Below are 20,426 nucleotides of genomic sequence, written 5' to 3' on the forward strand. Positions count from 1 at the left end.
ATGCGCAACCCCGTCGGCGGCCACGTCCCCGTGGCCGGTGGCCTCGCCACGACCGGCCTCGGCTACGCCCGTGAACTCGGCGCCGAGGCCGTGCAGGTCTTCGTCGCCAACCCGCGCGGCTGGGCCACCCCGGTCGGCAATCCGGCTCAGGACGAGCGGTTCCGGGCGGAGTGCGCGGCCGGGTCGATCTCGGCCTGGGTCCACGCCCCGTACCTGATCAACTTCGGCTCCCACACCGAGGCGACCGCGGAGAAGTCGGTGGAGTCGATGCGGCACTCGCTGCGCCGCGGCCGGGAGATCGGCGCGAAGGGCGTGGTGGTGCACACCGGCTCGGCGACCGGGGGTCGCCCGCGCGCGGTGGCCCTCGCCCAGGTACGGGAACGGCTGCTGCCGCTCCTCGACGAGCTGACGCACGAGGACGATCCGTATCTGCTTCTGGAGTCGACGGCGGGCCAGGGCTCCTCGCTCTGCTCACGCGCGGAGGACTTCGGGCCGTACTTCGACGCGCTCGACCGCCACCCGAAGCTCGGCATCTGCCTGGACACCTGCCACATCTTCGCCGCCGGCCACGATCTGACCGGTCCGCACGGTGCGACGCAGACCCTGGACCAGCTGGTGGAGACGGTGGGCGAAGGACGGCTGAAGCTGATCCACGCCAACGACTCCCAGGACGTCGTGGGCGCGCGCAAGGACCGGCACGCCAACATCGGCGTGGGCCACATCGGCGAGGACGGGTTCCGGAACCTCCTCCGGCACCCGGCGACCGAGGGCGTGCCCCTGATCATCGAGACGCCCGGCGGCAAGGCGGGCCATCTCGCGGACGTGGAGCTGCTCAAGAAGCTCAGGGACTGACACGGTCACGATTCCCCGTTGATGAATACCCCTAGGGGGTATACGGTTCCTGTGAAGGCAGGAACCGCTACCCGACCATGGGGGCACCCGATGCAGCACGACGCTCACGCCCATCACGACCACGGCACCCACACCGGCGACCACGCGGGGCACGCGGGCCACACCAGCCATGCGGACCACACCGGTCACTCAGGCCACGCCAGCCACGTGGACCACACCGGACACCAGGGCCACGACGGTCACCACGAGCACCACGGCGCCCACCACACGACCGGCAAGGTCTCCTGGTCCATGGCCGCCAGGGCCACGCTGCACTGCCTCACCGGCTGCGCCATCGGCGAGGTGCTCGGCATGGTCATCGGCACCGCGCTCGGCTGGGGCAACATGCAGACGATGATCCTCGCGATCGTCCTGGCCTTCTTCTTCGGCTACGCGCTCACCCTGCGCGGCATCCTGGCCGCCGGCGTGGACTTCCGGACGGCCTTCAAGGTCGCCCTCGCCGCCGACACCCTCTCCATCGCGGTCATGGAGATCATCGACAACGGCGTGCTCGCCCTCTGGCCCGGCGCCATGGACGCGCACCTCACGGAGCCGTTCTTCTGGATCGTGCTCGCCATCGCGCTCGCCGCCGCCTTCGTGATCACCACGCCGGTCAACAAGTGGATGATCGGCCGCGGCAAGGGCCACGCGGTGGTCCACCAGTACCACCACTGATCAGCTCGGACGCACCACCGACGGACGGTCCGGAGCGCTACAGCTCCGGGCCGTCCCCCGGCTCCTCCTGGTACGAGTAGCGCTGCTCCGTCCAGGGGTCGCCGAGGTTGTGGTAGCCGCGCTCCTCCCAGAAGCCCCGGCGGTCGGCGGCCATGTACTCCACGCCCCGGACCCACTTGGGGCCCTTCCAGGCGTACAGGTGGGGGACGACCAGACGCAGCGGGAAGCCGTGCTCGGCGGTGAGCAGCTCGCCGTCCTTGTGGGTGGCGAAGATCGTACGGTCCGCGGCGAAGTCGGCGAGCCGCATGTTGGCGCTGTAGCCGTACTCGGCCCACACCATCACATGGGTGACCTGCGGCGCGGGCGGGGCGAGGTCGAGGATCGTGCGGGCCCGCACACCACCCCATTCGGCCCCGAGCATGCTGAACTTCGTGACGCAGTGCAGATCGGCCACGACCGTGGCGAACGGGAGGGCCGAGAACTCCTCGTGGTTCCAGCACCGCTTGTCACCGTCGGCCGTCGCCCCGAAGACGCGGAACTCCCAGCGGTCCGGCTTGAACTTGGGGACGGGCCCGTAATGGGTGACCGGCCAGCCGCGCTGGAGCCGCTGGCCCGGCGGAAGGTCCGGCGAATGATCCGGCCGCCCCGCTTCCCGGTGTACTCCGCTCTCCGGCTGACCCATGTCATCCATGGTGACAGACGGCAAGGGGTGGTCATGACCAGGAGACCGCGCGCACCAGCGGATTCGGGCAACTCCCACTAAGCCTGCACTTACTGGACGACCCCCATTCGGGGTGCGAGGATGCGGCCATCCTGCCCAGTGACGGCATAGACACGTAACGTGGAAGGAGCCTCTGCGATGCAGGGCGACCCCGAGGTCCTCGAGTTCCTCAACGAGCAGCTGACCGGCGAGCTGACGGCCATCAACCAGTACTGGCTGCATTACCGCATCCAGGACAACAAGGGGTGGACGAAGCTCGCCAAGTACACCCGCGAAGAGTCCATCGATGAGATGAAGCACGCGGACAAGATCACCGAGCGCATCCTCATGCTCGACGGTCTGCCCAACTACCAGCGCCTCTTCCACGTGCGGGTCGGACAGACCATCACCGAGATGTTCCAGGCGGACCGCCAGGTCGAGGTGGAGGCGATCGACCGCCTCAAGCGCGGCATCGAGGTCATGCGCGCCAAGGGCGACATCACCTCGGCGAACCTCTTCGAGGAGATCCTCGCCGACGAGGAGCACCACATCGACTACCTGGACACGCAGCTGGAGCTGATCGAGTCCCTGGGCGAGGCGCTGTACATCTCGACGCTCATCGAGCAGCCGAGCTGAGCGACCCCGCCTAGGCGGCTTCCTCCAGCTCCGCGACGGGCTCGGCCGCCAGAGCGGGCATGCCCTGGTCCACGAGATCGCGGCGCGGGCAGTTGCCGCGCCCGAGAATGGCCTGAATTCGACGGACGCAGGAACCGCAGTCCGTGCCGGCCTTGCAGGCCGAGGCGATCTGGCGAGGCGTACAGGCGCCCGCGTCGGCATGCTGCTTGACCTGCTTCTCCGTGACACCGAAGCATGAGCAGACGTACAACGCGGTTCACCTCCCGCCGTGATCGATAAGGCTAACCTAACCTTACCCGGCGCGGCGGGACCGCAAAAGCCCCGACCATGACGATGGGGCGCGGATCACATGGATCCGCGCCCCGTCGTCGTAGGTACCTACTTACTGATCGCGGTACATCTCCGCGACCAGGAACGCCAGGTCGAGGGACTGGCTGCGGTTGAGCCGCGGGTCGCAGGCCGTCTCGTAGCGCTGGTGCAGGTCGTCGACGAAGATCTCATCGCCGCCGCCCACGCACTCGGTGACGTCGTCACCGGTGAGCTCGACGTGGATGCCGCCCGGGTGGGTGCCGAGGGACTTGTGGACCTCGAAGAAGCCCTTGACCTCGTCGAGCACGTCGTCGAAGCGGCGCGTCTTGTGGCCGGAGGCGGCCTCGAAGGTGTTGCCGTGCATCGGGTCGGTGACCCAGGCGACGACCGCGCCGGAGGCGGTGACCTTCTCGACCAGCTCGGGGAGCTTGTCGCGGACCTTGTCGGCGCCCATGCGGACGATGAAGGTCAGCCGGCCGGGCTCGCGGTCCGGGTCGAGACGGTCGATGTACGTCAGCGCCTCGTCCACCGAGGTGGTCGGGCCCAGCTTGATGCCGATCGGGTTCGCGATGCGCGCGGCGAACTCGATGTGGGCGTGGTCGAGCTGGCGGGTGCGCTCTCCGACCCACACCATGTGGCCGGAGGTGTCGTACAGCTTGCCGGTGCGCGAGTCCGTACGGGTCAGGGCGCCCTCGTAGTCGAGCAGCAGCGCCTCGTGGGAGGCGTAGAACTCCACGGCCTTGAACTCGGCCGGGTCGGTGCCGCAGGCCTTCATGAAGTTCAGGGCGTTGTCGATCTCGCGCGCCAGCTGCTCGTAGCGCTGGCCCGAGGGGGACGCCTTCACGAAGTCCTGGTTCCAGGCGTGCACCTGGCGCAGGTCGGCGTAGCCACCGGTGGTGAAGGCGCGCACCAGGTTGAGCGTGGAGGCGGAGGCGTTGTACATCCGCTTCAGTCGCTCGGGGTCCGGGATGCGGGACTTCTCGTCGAAGCCGAAGCCGTTGACCGAGTCGCCCCGGTACGTCGGCAGGGTCACGCCGTCACGGGTCTCGGTCCCCTTGGAGCGGGGCTTCGAGTACTGGCCGGCGATGCGGCCGACCTTCACCACGGGCACGGAGGCCGCGTAGGTGAGGACGGCGCTCATCTGGAGCAGCGTCTTGAGCTTGGCCCTGATGTGGTCGGCGGACACGGCGTCGAAGGCCTCGGCGCAGTCGCCGCCCTGGAGCAGGAACGCCTCGCCACGGGCGACGGCTCCCATCCGGGCGCGCAGCTGGTCGCACTCGCCGGCGAAGACGAGCGGAGGATACGACTCGAGGTCCGCGATCACATCGCGCAGAGCCTCGGCATCGGGGTACTCGGGCTGCTGCGCCGCGGGCAGGTCTCGCCAGGTCGCCTTGGCGACGGCGTGGGAATCAGCGTTCACGGTCACACGCACCACATTACGGGTTCTTCGTCCGCTCCTGTCCCTCCGCCCAGTGGCTGAGACGCACGCCCGAAATGTCCGTCGATGATCTTCACGTCTTCGAGTGGTGTTACCCTCTGGCCCGTTTCACAAGTACACAGTCGAACCACAGGGGTGGGCGTGACCCAGAGTCACCGCAGGGACCGCAAGAAGAAACGACTCTTGTACGGAGCGGCGGCCGCCGTCGTCGCCACCGCCACGATCGGCACCATCGCGGTCGCCTCGCCGGGCCTCCTGGGCGCGGCCGGCGACGGGAAGGCTGCTGGGGACACTTCCCTGCAGTCGCAGTTCGCAAACGCGGCGCGCGAGTTCGACGTGCCGCAGAGCGTGCTGATGGCGGTCTCGTACCGCCAGACTCGGTGGGAGTCGCACGACGGGCAGCCGAGCACGACCGGCGCGTACAACGTCATGGGGCTGACGAAGGTCGACCCGGAGGACCTCGAGGACGACGCGAGCGAGCACCTCCTCGAGCACCTCGTGAACGGCACCGGCGACCCGTCGATCGACAAGAAGATCGACAAGAAGAAGGCGCTGGAGCCCGTCCCCGAGGCGGCGGTCGACACCGACGACCCGAAGCTGCACACGCTGGACAAGGCCGCGGAGCTGATCGACGGCTCGACCGACGCCGTCCAGAACGACACGGCCGAGTCGATCCGGGCCGGTGCGGCGCTGCTCGCCGACTACCAGAAGCAGGCCGGCGCCGAGCTGTCCGACGACCCGGGCGCCTGGTACCCGGCCGTGGCCCGCTACAGCCAGTCCGAGGACCGGGAGGGCGCGGACCTCTTCGCGAAGCGCGTCTTCGAGTCCATCCGGACCGGCGAGCAGGAGCTCACGGCGGAGGGCGAGCAGGTGGTCCTCCCGGCTGACCCGTCGGTGGATCCGGTCGAGCCGGCGAACGTGCCGCTGGCCGCGAGCACCGCGGCCACCACCGCTCCGGCGGTCGAGTGCCCGCCCGAGCTGGTCTCGGTCTGCGGCTTCATCCCTGCCGCCTACCAGCAGGACCTGGGCAACTACAACATCGCGAGTCGTACCGCGAACGGCAGCGGCGGGTTCGACATCCGCCAGATCATCATCCACGACATCGAGGGCAGCCACGACGGTGCCGTGAGCGTCTTCCAGAACCCGAACAAGTGGGCGAGCGCGCACTACATCGTGCGGGCCGACGGTCGCGTGACCCAGATGGTCGAGACCAAGAACGAGGCGTTCCACGCGGGCAACAAGACCGTGAACATGCACTCGGTCGGCATCGAGCACGAGGGCTTCGCCATCAAGGGCGACGCCGGCTGGTACACCGAGCCGGAGTACGAGTCCTCCGCCGCCCTCGTGAAGTACCTGGCCCAGAAGTTCTCCATCCCGCTGGACCGCGAGCACATCATCGGCCACGACGAGGTGCCGAGCGTCCTGGACAGCAAGGTCCAGGACCACTGGGACGCCGGCCCGTTCTGGGACTGGAACCACTTCATGTCCCTGGTCGGCGCCCCCACCGGCGCCGGTGGCGCGGGTGGCCTGCTCCAGGCCGGGCAGCTCGTCCGGATCGTCCCGCCGTTCACCTCGGCCAACCAGCAGGCGATGAAGTACACGGACGCGGGGGTCGCCAAGACGACCGTCCCGCTGCCGGTCAACTTCGGCTACCTCTACTCGGAGCCCGTGGCCGACCAGACCAAGGCGCTGACCGACCCGTACTTCACGGCGAACTGGCAGTACGGTTCCAACTGGGCGAACAAGGTCACGGCCGGCAGCACGCACGTCGTCGCCGAGTCGCGGAGCAACTGGACCGCCATCTGGTACGGCGGCAAGAAGGCCTGGTTCCACAACCCCGGCGGTCAGTACACGGCCGTCGTCGGCGTGAAGAACGCGATCACCGCCAAGGACGGCGCCACCTCGATCCCGGTCTACGGCCGTGCGTACCCCGAGGACGCCGCCTACACGGGCACCGGCGTGTCGATCCAGCCCAGCAACAACGCGTCGCTGACGAAGTACAGCCTCCCGGCTGGGCAGCTGTACACGAAGGCCGGCGACCCCGTGGTGGGCGACTACTACTCCAGCGCGTACAACACCAACGGCACCCGGGTCGTCGGCAAGACCAACGTCTTCATCCCGATCCGCTACAACCACCGCCTGGCGTTCGTGAAGGCGAGCGACATCAAGGAAGTGGCCACCAAGCCCGCCGTCCGCGCCGACAACCGCTACAACGTCATCGCCCGTGACGCCTCCGGTGTCCTCTGGCAGTACCAGGGCACCGGGTCCGGTACCACGCCGTTCCTGTCCCGCTACCGGGTCGGGCCCGGGTGGGGCGGCTACAACGCCATCACCCCGCTGACCGCGCTCCGTGCCGACGGCACCGGTGACGCCGTGGCCCGTGACGGCTCCGGTGTGCTCTGGTACTACCAGGGCAGCGGCAACCCGTCCTCGCCGTTCAAGGCCCGTCTGCGGACCGGCGGCGGCTGGGGGGTCTACGACCGGATCCTCGGCGTCCGCGACATGGACGGCGACACCAAGCCGGACCTGATAGCCCGGGAGAAGTCGGGCGTCCTGTGGCTGTACAAGGGCACCGGCGTCCCGTCGTCGCCGTTCGCGACCCGCGTCCGTGTCGGCGGCGGCTGGAACATCTACAACGAGCTCATCAGCACCGGCGACATGACGGGTGACGGCAAGCCGGACCTGATCGCCCGCGACACCGCCGGTGTCCTGTGGCTGTACAAGAACACGGGCGCCTCCCCGAACCCGTACGCCACCCGTGCCAAGGTCGGCGGCGGCTGGGGCGTCTACAACGTCATGGTCGGCCCGAGCGACCTCGACCGCGACGGCAAGCCGGACCTGATCGCCCGGGACGGCGCCGGCGACCTGTGGTTCTACAAGAACACGGGCGGCTACCCGAACCCGTACGCCACCCGCGTCCGCGTCGGCGGCGGCTGGGGCGGCTTCAACCTCATCGTCTGAGCCCGCGCTCTCCGGTCACGGGGCCCGTTCCACACCGTCCACGGTGCGGAACGGGCCCCGTTCCCGTCTCCGACTGGGTTACAGTGCTCGCATGTTCGCGCCTCAGATCCAGAACTGGTGGTGGACCGCTCATCCGGCGGCCCACTGACTGCGCGTACACGACACACGCACAGGCCGCCCGAGGGGCGGCCTTTTCTCGTACCCGGGCCGTTCCTCTCCGTACTCCACCGGAAGGAACGACGCACCTCATGGACCTCTCCCGTCTCCTCGACGACTCCGCTCCGCCCTTCGCCCTGCTCCGCCGCCGCACCCCCGGCCGTGACCACGACACCGTCGAGGTGCTGATCGGCCGGGTCCACGAGGCCGAGCGCCTCGCGGAGCTGCCCGTGGGCCCGCTGCCGACGCTCGCCCTCGTGCCCTTCCGGCAGATCCGGGAGCGCGGCTTCGACGTACGGGACGACGGCACCCCGCTCTCCGTGCTCGTCGCCGACGAGGTGCACGAGCTGCCGCTCGCGGAGGCCCTGGACCGGCTTCCCGCGCACGACGTGACCGTCGAGGGCGGCGGGTTCGACGTCTCCGACGAGGAGTACGCCGGGATCGTGCGGCGGGTCATCGACGAGGAGATCGGCTCGGGCGAGGGCGCGAACTTCGTCATCCGGCGGACCTACACGGGCGAGATCCCCGGTTTCGGACGCGCCGACGCCCTCGCCCTCTTCCGGCGGCTGCTCGCGGGCGAGCGGGGCGCGTACTGGACGTTCGTCGTGCACACCGGCGACCGGACGCTCGTCGGGGCCAGCCCCGAGGTGCACGTCCGGATGTCGGGCGGCACGGTCGTGATGAACCCGATCAGCGGCACGTACCGCTACCCGGCGGGCGCCGCCCCGACCCCGGAGGACCTGCTGGCCTTCCTCGCCGACCGCAAGGAGACCGAGGAGCTCTCCATGGTGGTCGACGAGGAGCTCAAGATGATGTGCACGGTCGGCGACATGGGCGGGGTGGTGATCGGCCCGCGTCTGAAGGAGATGGCGCATCTCGCGCACACCGAGTACGAGTTGCGCGGCCGGTCCTCGCTCGACGTGCGGGAGGTGCTGCGGGAGACGATGTTCGCGGCGACCGTGACCGGCTCGCCGGTGCAGAACGCCTGCCGGGTGATCGAGCGTCACGAGGCCGGCGGGCGCGGCTACTACGCGGGGGCGCTCGCCCTGCTCGGCACGGACGAGGGCGGCGCCCAGACCCTGGACTCCCCCATCCTGATCCGTACGGCGGACATCGACGGCGACGGGCGGCTGCGGGTACCGGTCGGCGCCACCCTCGTCCGGCACTCGGACCCGGCGGGCGAGGTGGCCGAGACCCACGCCAAGGCGGCCGGGGTGCTCACCGCCCTCGGGGTACGGGAGGGCCGGCCGGCCGCCGGACCGGGGCCGGCCCCCGTACCCCTCGCCGACGATCCCCGGGTACGGGCCGCCCTGGACGCGCGGCGGGCCGACCTGGCGCCGTTCTGGCTGAAGATGCAGGTCCGTTCCGCCGAGCTGTCGGGGCACGCCCTGGTGATCGACGCCGAGGACACCTTCACGGCGATGCTGGCGCACGTCCTGCGCTCCTCGGGCCTCGACGTGTCCGTGCTCCGCTACGACGAGCCGGGGCTGCGCGAGCTCGCGCTCGCTCACGAGGGGCCGGTGGTCCTGGGCCCCGGCCCCGGGAACCCGTCCGACGCCGCCGATCCGAAGATGCGGTTCCTGCGCGGTCTCACGGCCGCTCTCGTCCAGGGCCACCGGCACGGTCTCCTCGGCGTGTGCCTCGGGCACGAGCTGATCGCCGCCGAACTGGGCCTGGAGATCGTCCGCAAGCGGACCCCGTTCCAGGGGGCCCAGCTGCGGATCGACCTGTTCGGGCAGGAGCGGACGGTCGGCTTCTACAACAGCTTCACCGCCCGCTGCGACGAGCGGACGGCGACGGAGCTGGCGCTGCACCGGATCGAGGTGAGCCGGGACGCGGAGACCGGCGAGGTCCACGCGCTGCGCGGGCCGGGCTTCGCGGGGGTGCAGTTCCACCCGGAGTCCGTCCTGACCCTCGAAGGGGCCGCGCTGACCGCCTCGCTCCTCGCGGGGGTACTGGTCTAGGACACCCGCGGGACCAGGACGTTCTCGCTGCGCCGCCCCGCGGTGTAGTCGAGGACGTTCCTGACCGTGGTGTCGATGATCTGGCCGACCGCGTCCACGGTGTAGTACGCCTGGTGGGAGGTGACCACCACGTTCGGGAAGGTGACCAGACGGGCCAGGGTGTCGTCCTCGACGACCTCGAGGGACTTGTCGAGGAAGAAGAGCCCGGCCTCCGCCTCGTAGACGTCCAGGCCGACGCCGGCGAAGCGGCCGGCCCGGAGTTCGACGACGAGCGCCTCGGTGTCGATGAGGCCGCCCCGGCTGGAGTTCACCAGGATGGCGTCGTCCTTCATCGCCCTGAGGGCGGCGGCGTCGACGAGGTGCTGGGTCGACGGGAGCAGCGGAACGTGCAGGCTGATGAGGTCGGCCTCGGTGAGGAGCTGCTCCTTCTCGACGTACTTCATGCCGAGTTCGACGCAGGCGGGGTTCTCGGCGACGTCCCAGCCGAGGAGGTGCATGCCGAAGCCGTGGGCGATCCGGGTGAAGGCCTCGCCGATCTTGCCGGTGCCGAGGACGCCGACGGTACGGCCCCGCAGGTCACGGCCCATCAGTCCGTCGAGGCGGAAGTCGAAGTCCCGGGTCCGGTTGGAGGCCCGGACGATCCGGCGGTTGACGGCGGTCGCGAGGGTCCAGGCGAACTCGGCGACGGAGTAGGGCGAGTAGGACGAGACGCGGGCGACGGTGAGGCCGAGGCGCTCGGCGACCTCCAGGTCGATGTTGTTGAAGCCCGTGGAGCGCTGGGCGATCATCTGGGTCCCGCTGGCGGCGAGGATCTGCAGGACGCGGTGGTCCAGGATCGCGTTGACGCTGGTGGAGACGATCTCGTAGCCGGCCGCGATGGGGGCGGTGTCCTCGGTGAGGAACACGTTCAGACAGCGGACGTCGTGGTGCCCCGCGAAGGCCTTCTCGATCAGGGGCTTCTCGTCCGCCTGCACGCCGAATGCCAGGATCTCCACGGGATTCCCCTCAGGCCGGTGATGGGTCGTATGTCCGTTTTCTACGCGAATATACGACCCCTGCCGTCAGGGCGCCCGGCCCCGGGCTCAGGCGTCGTCGAGGCCGCGCTCGATGGCGTACCGGACGAGCTCCACCCGGTTGTGCAGCTGGAGCTTGCCCAGGGTGTTCTGGACGTGGTTCTGCACCGTGCGGTGCGAGATCACCAGGCGCTCGGCGATCTGCTTGTAGCTGAGCCCCTTGGCGACCAGCCGCAGGACCTCCGTCTCGCGCTCGGTCAGCTGCGGGGCCTTCGGCTCGTCCGCGCCGGCCGCCGGGGCGGGCTCGGAGGCGAGCCGGCGGTACTCGCCGAGGACCAGACCGGCGAGGCCGGGGGTGAACACGGGGTCGCCGACCGCCGTCCGCCGTACGGCGTCGATCAGCTCCTCCGTACTGGCCGACTTCAGGAGGTAACCGGTCGCGCCGGACTTGACCGCCTCCAGGACGTCGGCGTGCTCGCCGCTCGCCGAGAGCACGAGCACCCGCAGCTCGGGCCGGCCGCCGACGAGCTCCTTGCACACCTGGACGCCCGGCTTCACCGGCAGGTTCAGATCGAGGACGAGGACGTCGGGGGTGACCGCGTGGGCGCGGCGCACCGCCTGCTCGCCGTCGCCCGCGGTGGCCACCACGTCGAGACCCGCCTCGGCCAGGTCACGGGCGACCGCGTCCCGCCACATCGGATGGTCGTCGACGACCATCACCCTGATCGGCCGCTCGGCCCGCTGCTCGCTCATCTTCCTCGTCCTGCCTTCCCCCGTGGGACCTTCAACTCGACTTCCGTGCCCTGGCCGGGGACCGAGATCAGCTCGGCCGTGCCTCCCAGCTCCCGCAGTCTCCCCCGGATGGAGAGGGCGACGCCCATCCGGCCCTCGTCCTCCGCCTGCGCGAGGCGGCCCTCCGGGATGCCGGGGCCGTCGTCCCGGACGGTGACGATCACCTCGTCGGGCCAGTCCTCGACGAGGATCCAGGCCTGGGCGTCCTCCCCCGCGTGCACCCGCACATTGTCCAGGGCGGCGCCGACGGCGGCGGCCAGTTCGCGGGCGGCGGGCGGCGGCAGCAGGACCGGGGCGCCCGGATCGGAGAGGGTGACCCGGGCCCCGGCGCGCGGGGCGAGCAGGAGGCGGAGGTCGACGGGCGAGTCGTCGTCGGCTTCGTCGTCCACGTCGACGACCCGGACCACCGCGCCCTCCGACTCGTCCTCGGAGACCAGGCTGGGCCGGGTCAGACCGCCCGCGACGAGGGTACGGAGGGCGACCTCCTGCTCGCCCGCCATCCGGCCGAGCTCGGCGGCCTCGCCGCCGATCGCCGTGCCGCGCCGCTGCACCATCGCGAGGACCTGGAGGACGCTGTCGTGGATGTCCCGGGCGAGCCGCTCCCGCTCCCGGGTCGCCGCCTCGATCTCCAGGGCGCGGGCGAGGGTGCGTTCGGAGGCGCGGGCGACCTCGACGACGTAACCGATGGCGATGGAGGCCACCCAGACGAGCAGGACGTTGTGGAGGGTGTCCCGGCTGGGGTGGCCGCGCTCGACGATGTTGGCGACGGCGACGAGGGAGGAGGCGACGCCGGCCCAGCGCCAGCCGCCCTTGATCGCGTACGCGAGGACGGAGCCGGCTGTCCATATCGACGGCAGCGTGGGGCCGTCGATCGTCTGGGCGTGGGTGTCGGCCAGCGGGGTGAGGAGGATGCCGACGAGGGCGATGGTGAGGTCGGCGCCGAGGAAGCGCTTGGTGCAGCTGGCCGCGTTCGCCACCTTGGGCAGGGTGGCGAGGGTCCAGACGCACATCACCGCGAGATAGCCGACGGCGATCCAGGGCCGCTCGTACACCTCCCGGGTGAAGACGAACAGCAGGACCGCGTAGACCATGGTCAGGACGCGGTAGCCGGTCAGCGCCCGCCACAACGGCTGCTCGACCGACATGCGCACGACACGCTCGCGCTTGGCCATCTCCCCCACCCCCGGACGTCCCTCGCGGGACGCCTGCACGCCGAACGCCTACACGCCGGACTCCTACGCGCCGGACTCTTCCCGAGCCGCGATCTCGGCCTTGACGGCCTCCTTGGCCGCCTTCTCCGCGTCCGCGATCTGCCGCTTGGCGGCGGTCGCGTAGATGTCGACGTACTCCTGCCCGGACAGCTTCATGATCTCGTACATGACCTCGTCGGTCACCGAACGCAGGATGAAGCGGTCCCCCTCCATGCCCTGGTAGCGGGTGAAGTCCAGCGGCTTGCCGATCCGGATCCCCGGACGCATGAGCTTGGGGACGACCTTGCCGGGCGGCTGGATCTTCTCCGTGTCGATCATGGCGACCGGGATCACCGGCGCTCCGGTGGCCAGGGCCACCCGCGCCAGGCCGCCGGGCTTGCCCCGGTAGAGCCGTCCGTCGGGCGAGCGGGTGCCCTCGGGGTAGATCCCGAAGAGCCCGCCCTTCTCGATGACCTCGATGCCGGCCTTGATGGCCGCCTCGCCCGCGCCGCGGGCGCCCGACCGGTCCACCGGGAGCTGGCCGACGCCCTTGAAGAAGGCGGCGGTGAGCTTGCCCTTCACACCCGGCGAGGTGAAGTACTCCGCCTTGGCGATGAAGGTGACCTTGCGGTCGAGGACGGCCGGCAGGAAGAAGGAGTCGGAGAACGACAGGTGGTTGCTCGCCAGGATCGCGGGCCCCTCGGCGGGAATGTTCTCCAGACCCTCCACCCAGGGCCGGAAGGCAAGCTTCAGGGACCCTCCGAGGGAGAACTTCATTGCGCCGTAGATCAACTCGCCGTGCCTTCCGTGTGCCGTGGCGACGACTTTATCCCGTACCGGGGTACGGCCCCCGCTACGGCCCTGGTCGGTGTCGGTCCGGTCGCGTACCGTGAAGGTCCTTCCCCATTTTCCGTCGCTCCGGCGTACCCGAGGACGCCGAAGTCGCAACCGAACAGGAGACCCCGGTGCCGGTCCTTCCCGGAGCCGAGCCGTACCGCCACGAGGGCGGAGAGGTCGGCGTCCTTCTCTGTCACGGATTCACCGGTTCCCCGCAGTCACTGCGCCCGTGGGCCGAGTACCTCGCCGAGCACGGTCTGACGGTGTCGCTGCCCCTGCTGCCCGGCCACGGCACCCGCTGGCAGGACATGCAGCTCACCACCTGGCACGACTGGTACGCGGAGGTGGACCGGGCGCTGCGCGAGCTCCTGGAGCGGTGCGAGACCGTCTTCGTCTTCGGCCTCTCCATGGGCGGGGCCCTGACCCTGCGGCTCGCCGCCCGGCACGGGGACACCGTGAAGGGCATCGTCCTGGTCAACCCTGCGAACAAGGTGCACGGCGTGGCGGCGCACGCGCTGCCGGTCGTCCGGCACCTGGTCCCCTCGAACAAGGGCATCGCCAGCGACATCGCCAAGGAGGGCGTGAGGGAGATCGGGTACGACCGGGTGCCGCTGCACGCGGCGCACTCCCTGCGGCAGTTCTTCCGGACCGTGGACGCGGAGCTTCCGCAGGTCACCCAGCCGGTGGTACTGCTCCACAGCCCTCAGGACCATGTCGTGCCGCCGGCCGACTCGGCCCGGATCCTGTCCCGGATCTCCTCGACGGACGTCCGGGAGGTCCTGCTGGAACAGAGCTACCACGTGGCGACGTTGGACCATGACGCGGAGCGGATCTTCGACGAGAGCCTGGCCTTCGTCGAGCGTCTCGCCCCGGGACTGGTCGGCGGAAAGGGGAGCAGGAGCGGTGGCTGAGCAGCAGGACGGCGGCGAGCGGGAGCCGCAGCCCATCGACGAGGAGGCGGCGTGGGCCGCGATCGTCGCCGGGTACGGCGAGGAGCCCGTGGACCCGCCGGGGGCGAAGCCGTTCCGGACCATCGAGAACCTGTCGCTGCCGGAGCCGGAGGACGAGGAGACCGACGGGTCCGACACGCCCGACGGCTCCGACGAGCCCGGTCCCGGCGGGCCGAAGGCCTCGGCGGAGGAGTCCGGGACCGGGCGGTCCCCGGCCGAGAAGTCCCTGACGGAGAAGTTCCGGATCGAGGGGTCCCGGCCTTCGGAGGAGACGAGGCCGGAGAGGACGAAGCCGGACGACACGGACCCGGGAGACCCGGGACCGGAGGACGGGACGTCCGAGGACGGTCCCGCGCGGCCCGCGCTCGGCAGCTCCGTCGTGTTCGCGCCCGGGGTACGGCCCGCCGGCCCCCGGGACTACTCGCCCGCGGAACCCGAGGACTCCCCCGGCGGCTCCGACGAGGGCCACTTCGTCCCCCCGGAGCCGCCCCCGCTGCCCGAGGCGGACGCCACGACCAAGTTCGCCTGGCTCGCCGTGGTCGGCGGCCCGGTGCTGATGCTGCTCGCCGTCCTGCTCCGGTGGGACATGACCTGGTGGCTGACCACGCTGTGCATCGGCGGTTTCCTGGGCGGCTTCGCCACCCTGGTGGGGCGCATGAAGCACGACGACGACGATGACGACGGCTTCGACGACCCGGGCCGCGGCGCGGTCGTCTGAGACGTCCCACGCCGACGGCCCCACGGCGAAGGTCACGGGAGGCCGGTCCCGGGACCCCGTTCCCACGGGGTTCCTACGAGGCGGGGACGCGGACCGCCGCCAGCACCGGCAGGTGATCGGTGGCGGCCCGCAGATCCGCCGGGTCGAGGTCCGTCGGCACCCCGCAGCCGAGGAACTCGACGCCCGGAGTGGCCAGGATCGCGTCGATCCGCTGGTGCGGGTCGGCGGGGGTCGAGGTGTTCTCACCGCCCCAGGGGCTGACCTCCCAGCCGTCCCGGAGCTCCTTCGTCAGCCGGCGGAAGGCCGGCCCGTCGGGCCGTTCGTTGAGGTCGCCCGCGACGAGGGCGTACGGGGTCCCCAGGGCGGCGACCCGGTCGAGGACCATCCCGGCCTGGGCGTACCGCTCCTCCGTCCGCAGGCTCAGATGGCAGCTGATCAGTCCGACCCGGGCCCCGCCGAAGCGGACGACGGCGGTCGCGAGACCGCGCCGGTGGAGGCCGGGGGTGAGGGGCAGCAGTACGTCCTCGGTGCGTTCCACGGTGGCCCGCAGGGAGGAGAGCAGCAGGGGTCCCGCGGCGGTGGCGCCGCCGCTCAGGACGACGAGCTCGCTCTTGGCGGCGAGCCGGGCGGCGTGCTTGCGCCAGCGGAAGAAGCGTGGCGCCTCCTGGACGAAGACGAGGTCCGGGGCGCAGGCGCGGATCACCCGGGCGAGGGCGTCCTCGTCGTCGCGCATCGAGCGGACGTTGTAGCTCAGGACCCGGAGAACGGCCGAACCGTCCGTCTCGGTCCGGGAGTTGGGCAGCTCACTGATCGCCATGCCACGTAACGTACGACAACCGCCCGCCGCGTCCGGAGAGGACGCGACGGGCGGTCGCCGTATGCCTTCGTATGCTCCGTACGTCTTCGTACGGGTGCTCAGCCCTGGCGGGCCAGGTCCGCGGCGCCGACCAGGCCGGCCTTGTTGCCGAGCTGGGCCGCGAGGACCTGGGCGTGCGGACGCCACTGGCCGCCGATCAGCCAGCGCCGGAAGGACTTGCGGATCGGGTCGAGGACGAGGTCGCCCTCGTCCGAGACGCCGCCGCCGACGATGAACGCCGACGGGTCGAAGAGCGAGGCCAGGTCGGCGAGACCGGCGCCCGCCCAGCGGGCCAGTTCCCGGAAGGAGTCGACGGCCACCGGGTCGCCGGCGCGGGCGGCCTGGCTGACGTGCTTGCCCTCGATGCCCCCGGGGGTGCCGTCGCCGAGGCCGAGCAGGATCTCCGCGCGCTCCGGGGTGGCGTTGGCGCGCTGCCTGGCGTACCGGACGAGGGCGCGCCCGGAGGCGTACTGCTCCCAGCAGCCCTGGCTTCCGCAGCCGCACAGCAGGCCGTCCGGGACGACCCGGATGTGGCCGAATTCGGCGGCGACGCCGAAGCGTCCGCGGCGCAGCTTGTTGCCGATGATGATGCCGCCGCCGAGGCCGGTGCCGAGGGTGATGCAGATGACGTCCTCGTGGCCCTGGCCCGCGCCGAACCGGTACTCGCCCCAGGCGGCCGCGTTGGCGTCGTTCTCGACGACGACGGGCAGGCCGACCCGCTGCTCGACCTTGTCCTTGAGCGGCTCGTGCCGCCAGTCGATGTTCGGCGCGAAGAGGACGGTGGCACGCTTGTCGTCGACGTAGCCCGCGGCGCCGATGCCGACGGCCTCGATCGAGTGGCCCTTGCCGGCCTCGGAGACGGCCGCGCTGATCGCGTCGACGATGCCCTCGGGGGTCGGCGGGGTGGGCACCTTGTGCGTGTCGAGGATGTTGCCCTCCTCGTCGACCACGCCGGCCGCGATCTTCGTGCCGCCGATGTCGACGCCGATGGTGAGTCCCATGTGTCCCTCAGTTTTCGGTCGAGCCCCGCTAAGGCCCACCGTACCCGAGGGGGACGGGGCTACCGATCAGTCGAGGTCGATGTGCTGGCCGGTTCCGGGGCCTTCGTCGTCCTTGCGGTCGTCGTCGCGAGCGTCCTCACGCGGGCCGTCGGCGTCCCTGCGGGGGTCGCTCGGGTCGTCCGGGGACACCGCGTCGCCGCGGGTCCAGCGGCTCTCGTGGCCCTCGACGGCGGAGCGGTAGGCGGCGAGCAGTTCGCTCCCCGCGGCGGCGAGGTGGTCGAAGACCTGCGGGTTGCGCTCGATGACGGGCTCGACGACGGCCTTCGCCTGGCTGACGAGATGCTGCACGGTCTGTGCGGCCTGGCCGCCGAGCAGCGGGTTCCCGAGGCTGCCGGAGACCTTGTCGGCGACGGCCTCGAAGAGCTTGCGGAACTCCTCGACGGGTGAGCCGGGCGCTTCCCCGTGCTGGGCCCTGCGGCGGGCCTTCTCCGCCTCCAGGTCCTCGGCGCACGCCTTGGCCCAGGCGTCCGAATCGCTCATGGCGTACTCCTCAGTGGCTGGTACTTCGACGGTACACGCCTCCTCAGGGCGTGCGGGGCCAGAGGCCGGGGTCCGGTGCGAACCGCACCCGGAGGTCCCCTTCGACGAGTCCGGCTCCGGTGACGGCGCAGCGGCGCAGGGCGCCCGGCAGGGGCAGGCCGCGGCGGAAGCCGCCGACGGTCAGGAGCAGTTCGTCACCCCTGCGGACGAGGGACAGCTCCTCCTTGACGGCCCCGGGGAGGGCGATGTGCCAGACCAGGACACCGTCCTCCTCGCGCCGGTCCTCGACGGACCACTCCGGTACGGGGTCGGGAGCGGCGGCGGGCCGGGTGGGCGCGAGGAGCGCGAGGTCCCCGGGCCCGCGCGGGTCCCGGCCGAGGTGCGGCAGCTCGTCGACGGTGCCGCTGCCGGCGGCGGCACGGAGCTCCGCCAGGTGCCGGTGCTGCTGGGTGGTGAGGCCGGCGAGCCAGGGGTCCTCGGAGTCGGCGGGCAGCAGCCGGTTGGCGACGACGGCGTCGAGGGCGAGGCGCCGGAGGGCGAGGCCGAGCCGGGCGGTGCGCAGGGCGCGGCTCGCGGCGGGACCGGGTTCCAGGACGAGCCGGACGCTGGTGGTGGGGGCCTCGACGACGGCCTGGACGGCGGCGAGCTCGGCCTCCCAGCGCGCGGTGGTCTCGTACAGCCACTGCGCGGGCATCGGGACCCCGGCGAGCTGGGCGAGCATCGGGCGCAGGGCGCGGGCGGCCTGCCGTTCGGGGGGCAGCAGGCGGCGCAGGTAGCGGCGGAGCTGCTCGGGCAGGGCGAGGACGGCGAGGGCCTCGGGGAGCGGCGGCAGGTCGACGACGGCGAGCTCGTGGTCGCCCCGGGCGGCGTCGCGGAGGGAGCGGAGCAGGGCGAACTGGCGGCTGCCGGGGAGTTCGGTGAGTTCGGCGTCCTCGAAGGGCGCGGTGCCGAGGAGGTCGAGGGCGGCGGCGGAGCGGGCCTGGAGGGCGAGGAACTCGCGGCGGAAGTCGGCGGCCGGCTCGGGGCGCGTGACCTGGAGGCCGTCGCGGGTCAGGAGCGGGTCGGCGTCCTCGGAGACGAGGAGGACCCGGCGTCCGGCCCGTGCCTCGGCGAGGGCGGTCGCGGCGGCGACGGTGGTGCGGCCGGCGCCGCCGAGGCCGGTGACAAGGATGATCCGCATGTGCGTGAACGTTACCGCCCTCCGTTCACCCCTCCGTTCACCCGTCCGGCCGCGGCGGTCACCCCCACCAAGGCGGGGGCGTCACGCGCCCGATTCCACGCGCTTCTTCAGGCCCGCGAGCGCCCGGTCGATGATGACCTTCTCCGCCTTGCGCTTGATCATGCCGAGCATGGGGATCTTGACGTCGACGGTCAGCTGGTAGGTGACCTCGGTGCGGTCGCCGCCGAGCGGCGCGAGCCGGTACGAGCCGTCGAGGGACCGGAGCATCTGGGACTTGACCAGGGTCCAGCTGACCTCGTTGGCACCGGTCCAGGTGTACGCGAGGGTGTGGTCGTCCTTGATCGCACCGGCGTCGAGGAGCAGCCGGACCTTCTCCGCGCGGCCGGAGCCGTCGGTCTCCAGGACCTCGGCCTCCTTCACCTCGCCCGTCCACTCCGGGTAGCGGGCGAAGTCGGCGATCACGCCCATGACGTCGGCCGGTGCCGCCTCGATGGTGATGCTCGAGCTGGTGTGTTCGGCCATCGTGGTGGCTCCTCCACTGTGCGGTCCGGCGGAAGTCAAAGGGGGCACAGGCGTGCCGACCGGAAGGCTATCGCGCTGCGGCGCGGGGCCCGTCACCACTCCAGCGCGAAGGGCCTGCCCGTCGAGGCGAAGTGGCCGACGTTCACGCACTCGGTGGAGGCGACCCGCATCCGTCGGGCCAGCGGCTGGTGGACGTGGCCGAAGAGCGCGTAACGGGGCCGGATGCGCCGGATCGCGTCGAGCAGGGCCCGGCTGCCGCGCTCGAAGCGGCGGGCGACGGTGTCGTACGTCAGCTCCGGCACCTCCGGCGGGATGTGGGAGCAGAGGACGTCGACGTCGCCGAGGGCCTCGACCTTCGCCGCGTACTCCTCGTCCGAGATCTCGTACGGGGTGCGCATGGGGGTGCGCAGGCCGCCGCCGACGAAGCCGAACACGAGACCGCCGAGCTCGACCCGTTCGCCGTCGAGGACGGTGGTCCCGGGGCGGGCGAATTCGGGCCAGAACCGGGGGATGTCCACGTTGCCGTAGGTGGCGTACGTGGGGGTGGGGAAGGCGGCGAAGAGTTCGGCGTACTGGCGGCGGACCGCGGCCTCGATCGCGGTCTCGCGGTCGACGTCGAGCTCGGCCCAGAGGAGGCGCCCCAGGTCACGGGCCTCGTCGAAGCGGCGGGCGGTGCGCAGCTCCACGAGCCGGTGGGCGTTCTCGACGCCGAAGAGGTCGGGGAAGATCCCGCGGCTGTGGTCGGCGTAGTCGAGGAAGAGGACCAGGTCACCCAGGCATATGAGGGCGTCGGCGCCGTCCCCCGCCCTGGCGAGGTCGCCGGCGTTCCCGTGCACGTCACTGACCACATGGACTCGCATGGGCCCTACCTTAGGCGGTGCGACCTGCGGTTACTTCCGAGTCGGGAAACCGGTGGATTACTCTGCGCAGAGCACCGCCATAGATGTGTGACGCACCGAACATCTGACCGGGACCCCCTATCGGGAACCATGTACTGATGGGTAACGTCCGGGCAGTCCAGTCGTGCTCACCCCCACTGAGCACCCGCCAGTTCTTGGACTTCACCGGTGCATCACACAGAGCCGTGGCGCCGGCGC

The 20,426-nt window shown here is 71.1% G+C and carries 21 protein-coding genes; 8 read left to right on the forward strand and 13 right to left on the reverse strand.

Translation table 11 applies throughout. The features are described 5' to 3' along the window. Both ACFWUY_RS02575 and ACFWUY_RS02580 read left to right on the forward strand, forming a co-directional pair. Complete coding sequence (locus ACFWUY_RS02575; protein WP_384101167.1) at nucleotides 1–852, forward strand: deoxyribonuclease IV; 852 nt, start codon at nucleotides 1–3, stop codon at nucleotides 850–852. Nucleotides 853–942: 90 nt separating this feature from the next. Further along, on the forward strand, nucleotides 943–1,566 hold the full coding sequence (locus ACFWUY_RS02580; protein ID WP_384101169.1) for a DUF4396 domain-containing protein: 624 nt from the start codon (nucleotides 943–945) through the stop codon (nucleotides 1,564–1,566). Between the two features lie 37 nt (nucleotides 1,567–1,603). On the opposite strand, the gene ACFWUY_RS02585 is transcribed toward ACFWUY_RS02580, so the two are convergent. Then, nucleotides 1,604–2,248 carry a sulfite oxidase-like oxidoreductase gene (locus ACFWUY_RS02585; protein WP_384101171.1) on the reverse strand — a complete coding sequence of 215 codons (645 nt, stop codon included), beginning with the start codon at nucleotides 2,246–2,248 and terminating at the stop codon, nucleotides 1,604–1,606. 177 nt (nucleotides 2,249–2,425) lie between these two features. Here ACFWUY_RS02585 and bfr point away from each other — a divergent pair, with 177 nt between their 5' ends. Continuing rightward, nucleotides 2,426–2,902 carry a bacterioferritin gene (gene bfr, locus ACFWUY_RS02590; protein WP_024755581.1) on the forward strand — a complete coding sequence of 159 codons (477 nt, stop codon included), beginning with the start codon at nucleotides 2,426–2,428 and terminating at the stop codon, nucleotides 2,900–2,902. A 10-nt stretch (nucleotides 2,903–2,912) separates the two neighbouring features. On the opposite strand, the gene ACFWUY_RS02595 is transcribed toward bfr, so the two are convergent. Both ACFWUY_RS02595 and ACFWUY_RS02600 read right to left on the reverse strand, forming a co-directional pair. Then, nucleotides 2,913–3,152, reverse strand: coding sequence for a bacterioferritin-associated ferredoxin (locus ACFWUY_RS02595; RefSeq protein ID WP_384101173.1), 240 nt, complete (start codon nucleotides 3,150–3,152; stop codon nucleotides 2,913–2,915). 132 nt (nucleotides 3,153–3,284) lie between these two features. Then, the gene (locus ACFWUY_RS02600; protein ID WP_384101175.1) at nucleotides 3,285–4,637 is read right to left on the reverse strand and encodes a class II 3-deoxy-7-phosphoheptulonate synthase; all 1,353 of its coding nucleotides are present in this window, start codon (nucleotides 4,635–4,637) and stop codon (nucleotides 3,285–3,287) included. 153 nt (nucleotides 4,638–4,790) lie between these two features. Here ACFWUY_RS02600 and ACFWUY_RS02605 point away from each other — a divergent pair, with 153 nt between their 5' ends. The 3 genes from ACFWUY_RS02605 (at nucleotide 4,791) to ACFWUY_RS02615 (ending at nucleotide 9,730) form a co-directional block, all read left to right on the forward strand. Further along, entirely contained in the window at nucleotides 4,791–7,610 is a 2,820-nt protein-coding gene (locus ACFWUY_RS02605) for an N-acetylmuramoyl-L-alanine amidase (RefSeq protein ID WP_384101177.1), read from the forward strand. A 91-nt stretch (nucleotides 7,611–7,701) separates the two neighbouring features. After that, nucleotides 7,702–7,758 carry a trp operon leader peptide gene (locus tag ACFWUY_RS02610; RefSeq protein WP_071892416.1) on the forward strand — a complete coding sequence of 19 codons (57 nt, stop codon included), beginning with the start codon at nucleotides 7,702–7,704 and terminating at the stop codon, nucleotides 7,756–7,758. A 100-nt stretch (nucleotides 7,759–7,858) separates the two neighbouring features. Continuing rightward, nucleotides 7,859–9,730 carry an anthranilate synthase family protein gene (locus ACFWUY_RS02615; RefSeq protein WP_384101179.1) on the forward strand — a complete coding sequence of 624 codons (1,872 nt, stop codon included), beginning with the start codon at nucleotides 7,859–7,861 and terminating at the stop codon, nucleotides 9,728–9,730. Here ACFWUY_RS02615 and ACFWUY_RS02620 read toward each other — a convergent pair. The 4 genes from ACFWUY_RS02620 to ACFWUY_RS02635 all read right to left on the reverse strand — a co-directional run bounded on the left by ACFWUY_RS02620 (nucleotide 9,727) and on the right by ACFWUY_RS02635 (nucleotide 13,502). Beyond that, a complete protein-coding gene (locus tag ACFWUY_RS02620) occupies nucleotides 9,727–10,725 on the reverse strand; it encodes a 2-hydroxyacid dehydrogenase (protein WP_384101181.1) in 999 nt (332 codons plus the stop codon). The genes ACFWUY_RS02615 and ACFWUY_RS02620 overlap by 4 nt on opposite strands. Before the next feature lie 87 nt (nucleotides 10,726–10,812). After that, nucleotides 10,813–11,496 carry a response regulator gene (locus ACFWUY_RS02625; RefSeq protein WP_384101183.1) on the reverse strand — a complete coding sequence of 228 codons (684 nt, stop codon included), beginning with the start codon at nucleotides 11,494–11,496 and terminating at the stop codon, nucleotides 10,813–10,815. After that, nucleotides 11,493–12,707, reverse strand: a complete 1,215-nt coding sequence (gene macS, locus ACFWUY_RS02630; protein WP_384101184.1) for a MacS family sensor histidine kinase — start codon at nucleotides 12,705–12,707, stop codon at nucleotides 11,493–11,495. Before macS ends, ACFWUY_RS02625 begins: the two co-directional genes overlap by 4 nt. Before the next feature lie 63 nt (nucleotides 12,708–12,770). After that, entirely contained in the window at nucleotides 12,771–13,502 is a 732-nt protein-coding gene (locus ACFWUY_RS02635; protein ID WP_030219636.1) for a 1-acyl-sn-glycerol-3-phosphate acyltransferase, read from the reverse strand. A 188-nt stretch (nucleotides 13,503–13,690) separates the two neighbouring features. On the opposite strand from ACFWUY_RS02635, the gene ACFWUY_RS02640 reads away from it, so the two are divergent. Beyond that, a complete protein-coding gene (locus tag ACFWUY_RS02640; protein WP_384101185.1) occupies nucleotides 13,691–14,473 on the forward strand; it encodes an alpha/beta hydrolase in 783 nt (260 codons plus the stop codon). Beyond that, the gene (locus tag ACFWUY_RS02645; RefSeq protein ID WP_384101187.1) at nucleotides 14,466–15,230 is read left to right on the forward strand and encodes a hypothetical protein; all 765 of its coding nucleotides are present in this window, start codon (nucleotides 14,466–14,468) and stop codon (nucleotides 15,228–15,230) included. The genes ACFWUY_RS02640 and ACFWUY_RS02645 overlap by 8 nt, the downstream gene beginning before the upstream one ends. Nucleotides 15,231–15,303: 73 nt before the next feature. Here the strand turns inward: ACFWUY_RS02645 and ACFWUY_RS02650 are convergent, their stop codons facing one another. From ACFWUY_RS02650 to ACFWUY_RS02675, 6 genes are all read right to left on the reverse strand, one after another. Beyond that, the gene (locus tag ACFWUY_RS02650; protein ID WP_384101189.1) at nucleotides 15,304–16,047 is read right to left on the reverse strand and encodes an endonuclease/exonuclease/phosphatase family protein; all 744 of its coding nucleotides are present in this window, start codon (nucleotides 16,045–16,047) and stop codon (nucleotides 15,304–15,306) included. A gap of 98 nt (nucleotides 16,048–16,145) precedes the next feature. After that, complete coding sequence (locus tag ACFWUY_RS02655; RefSeq protein WP_384101190.1) at nucleotides 16,146–17,087, reverse strand: ROK family glucokinase; 942 nt, start codon at nucleotides 17,085–17,087, stop codon at nucleotides 16,146–16,148. A gap of 66 nt (nucleotides 17,088–17,153) precedes the next feature. Then, nucleotides 17,154–17,627: a DUF5304 domain-containing protein gene (locus ACFWUY_RS02660; protein ID WP_384101192.1), complete on the reverse strand. Its 474-nt coding sequence runs from the start codon at nucleotides 17,625–17,627 to the stop codon at nucleotides 17,154–17,156. Between the two features lie 43 nt (nucleotides 17,628–17,670). Next, the gene (locus tag ACFWUY_RS02665; RefSeq protein WP_384101194.1) at nucleotides 17,671–18,807 is read right to left on the reverse strand and encodes an ArsA-related P-loop ATPase; all 1,137 of its coding nucleotides are present in this window, start codon (nucleotides 18,805–18,807) and stop codon (nucleotides 17,671–17,673) included. Nucleotides 18,808–18,888: 81 nt separating this feature from the next. Beyond that, on the reverse strand, nucleotides 18,889–19,329 hold the full coding sequence (locus ACFWUY_RS02670; RefSeq protein ID WP_384101196.1) for an SRPBCC family protein: 441 nt from the start codon (nucleotides 19,327–19,329) through the stop codon (nucleotides 18,889–18,891). 92 nt (nucleotides 19,330–19,421) lie between these two features. Continuing rightward, on the reverse strand, nucleotides 19,422–20,189 hold the full coding sequence (locus ACFWUY_RS02675; protein WP_384101198.1) for a metallophosphoesterase: 768 nt from the start codon (nucleotides 20,187–20,189) through the stop codon (nucleotides 19,422–19,424). Nucleotides 20,190–20,426: the final 237 nt, after the last annotated feature.

Origin of the sequence: Streptomyces sp. NPDC058664, assembly GCF_042716635.1 — a bacterium.
GTDB lineage: Bacteria > Actinomycetota > Actinomycetes > Streptomycetales > Streptomycetaceae > Streptomyces.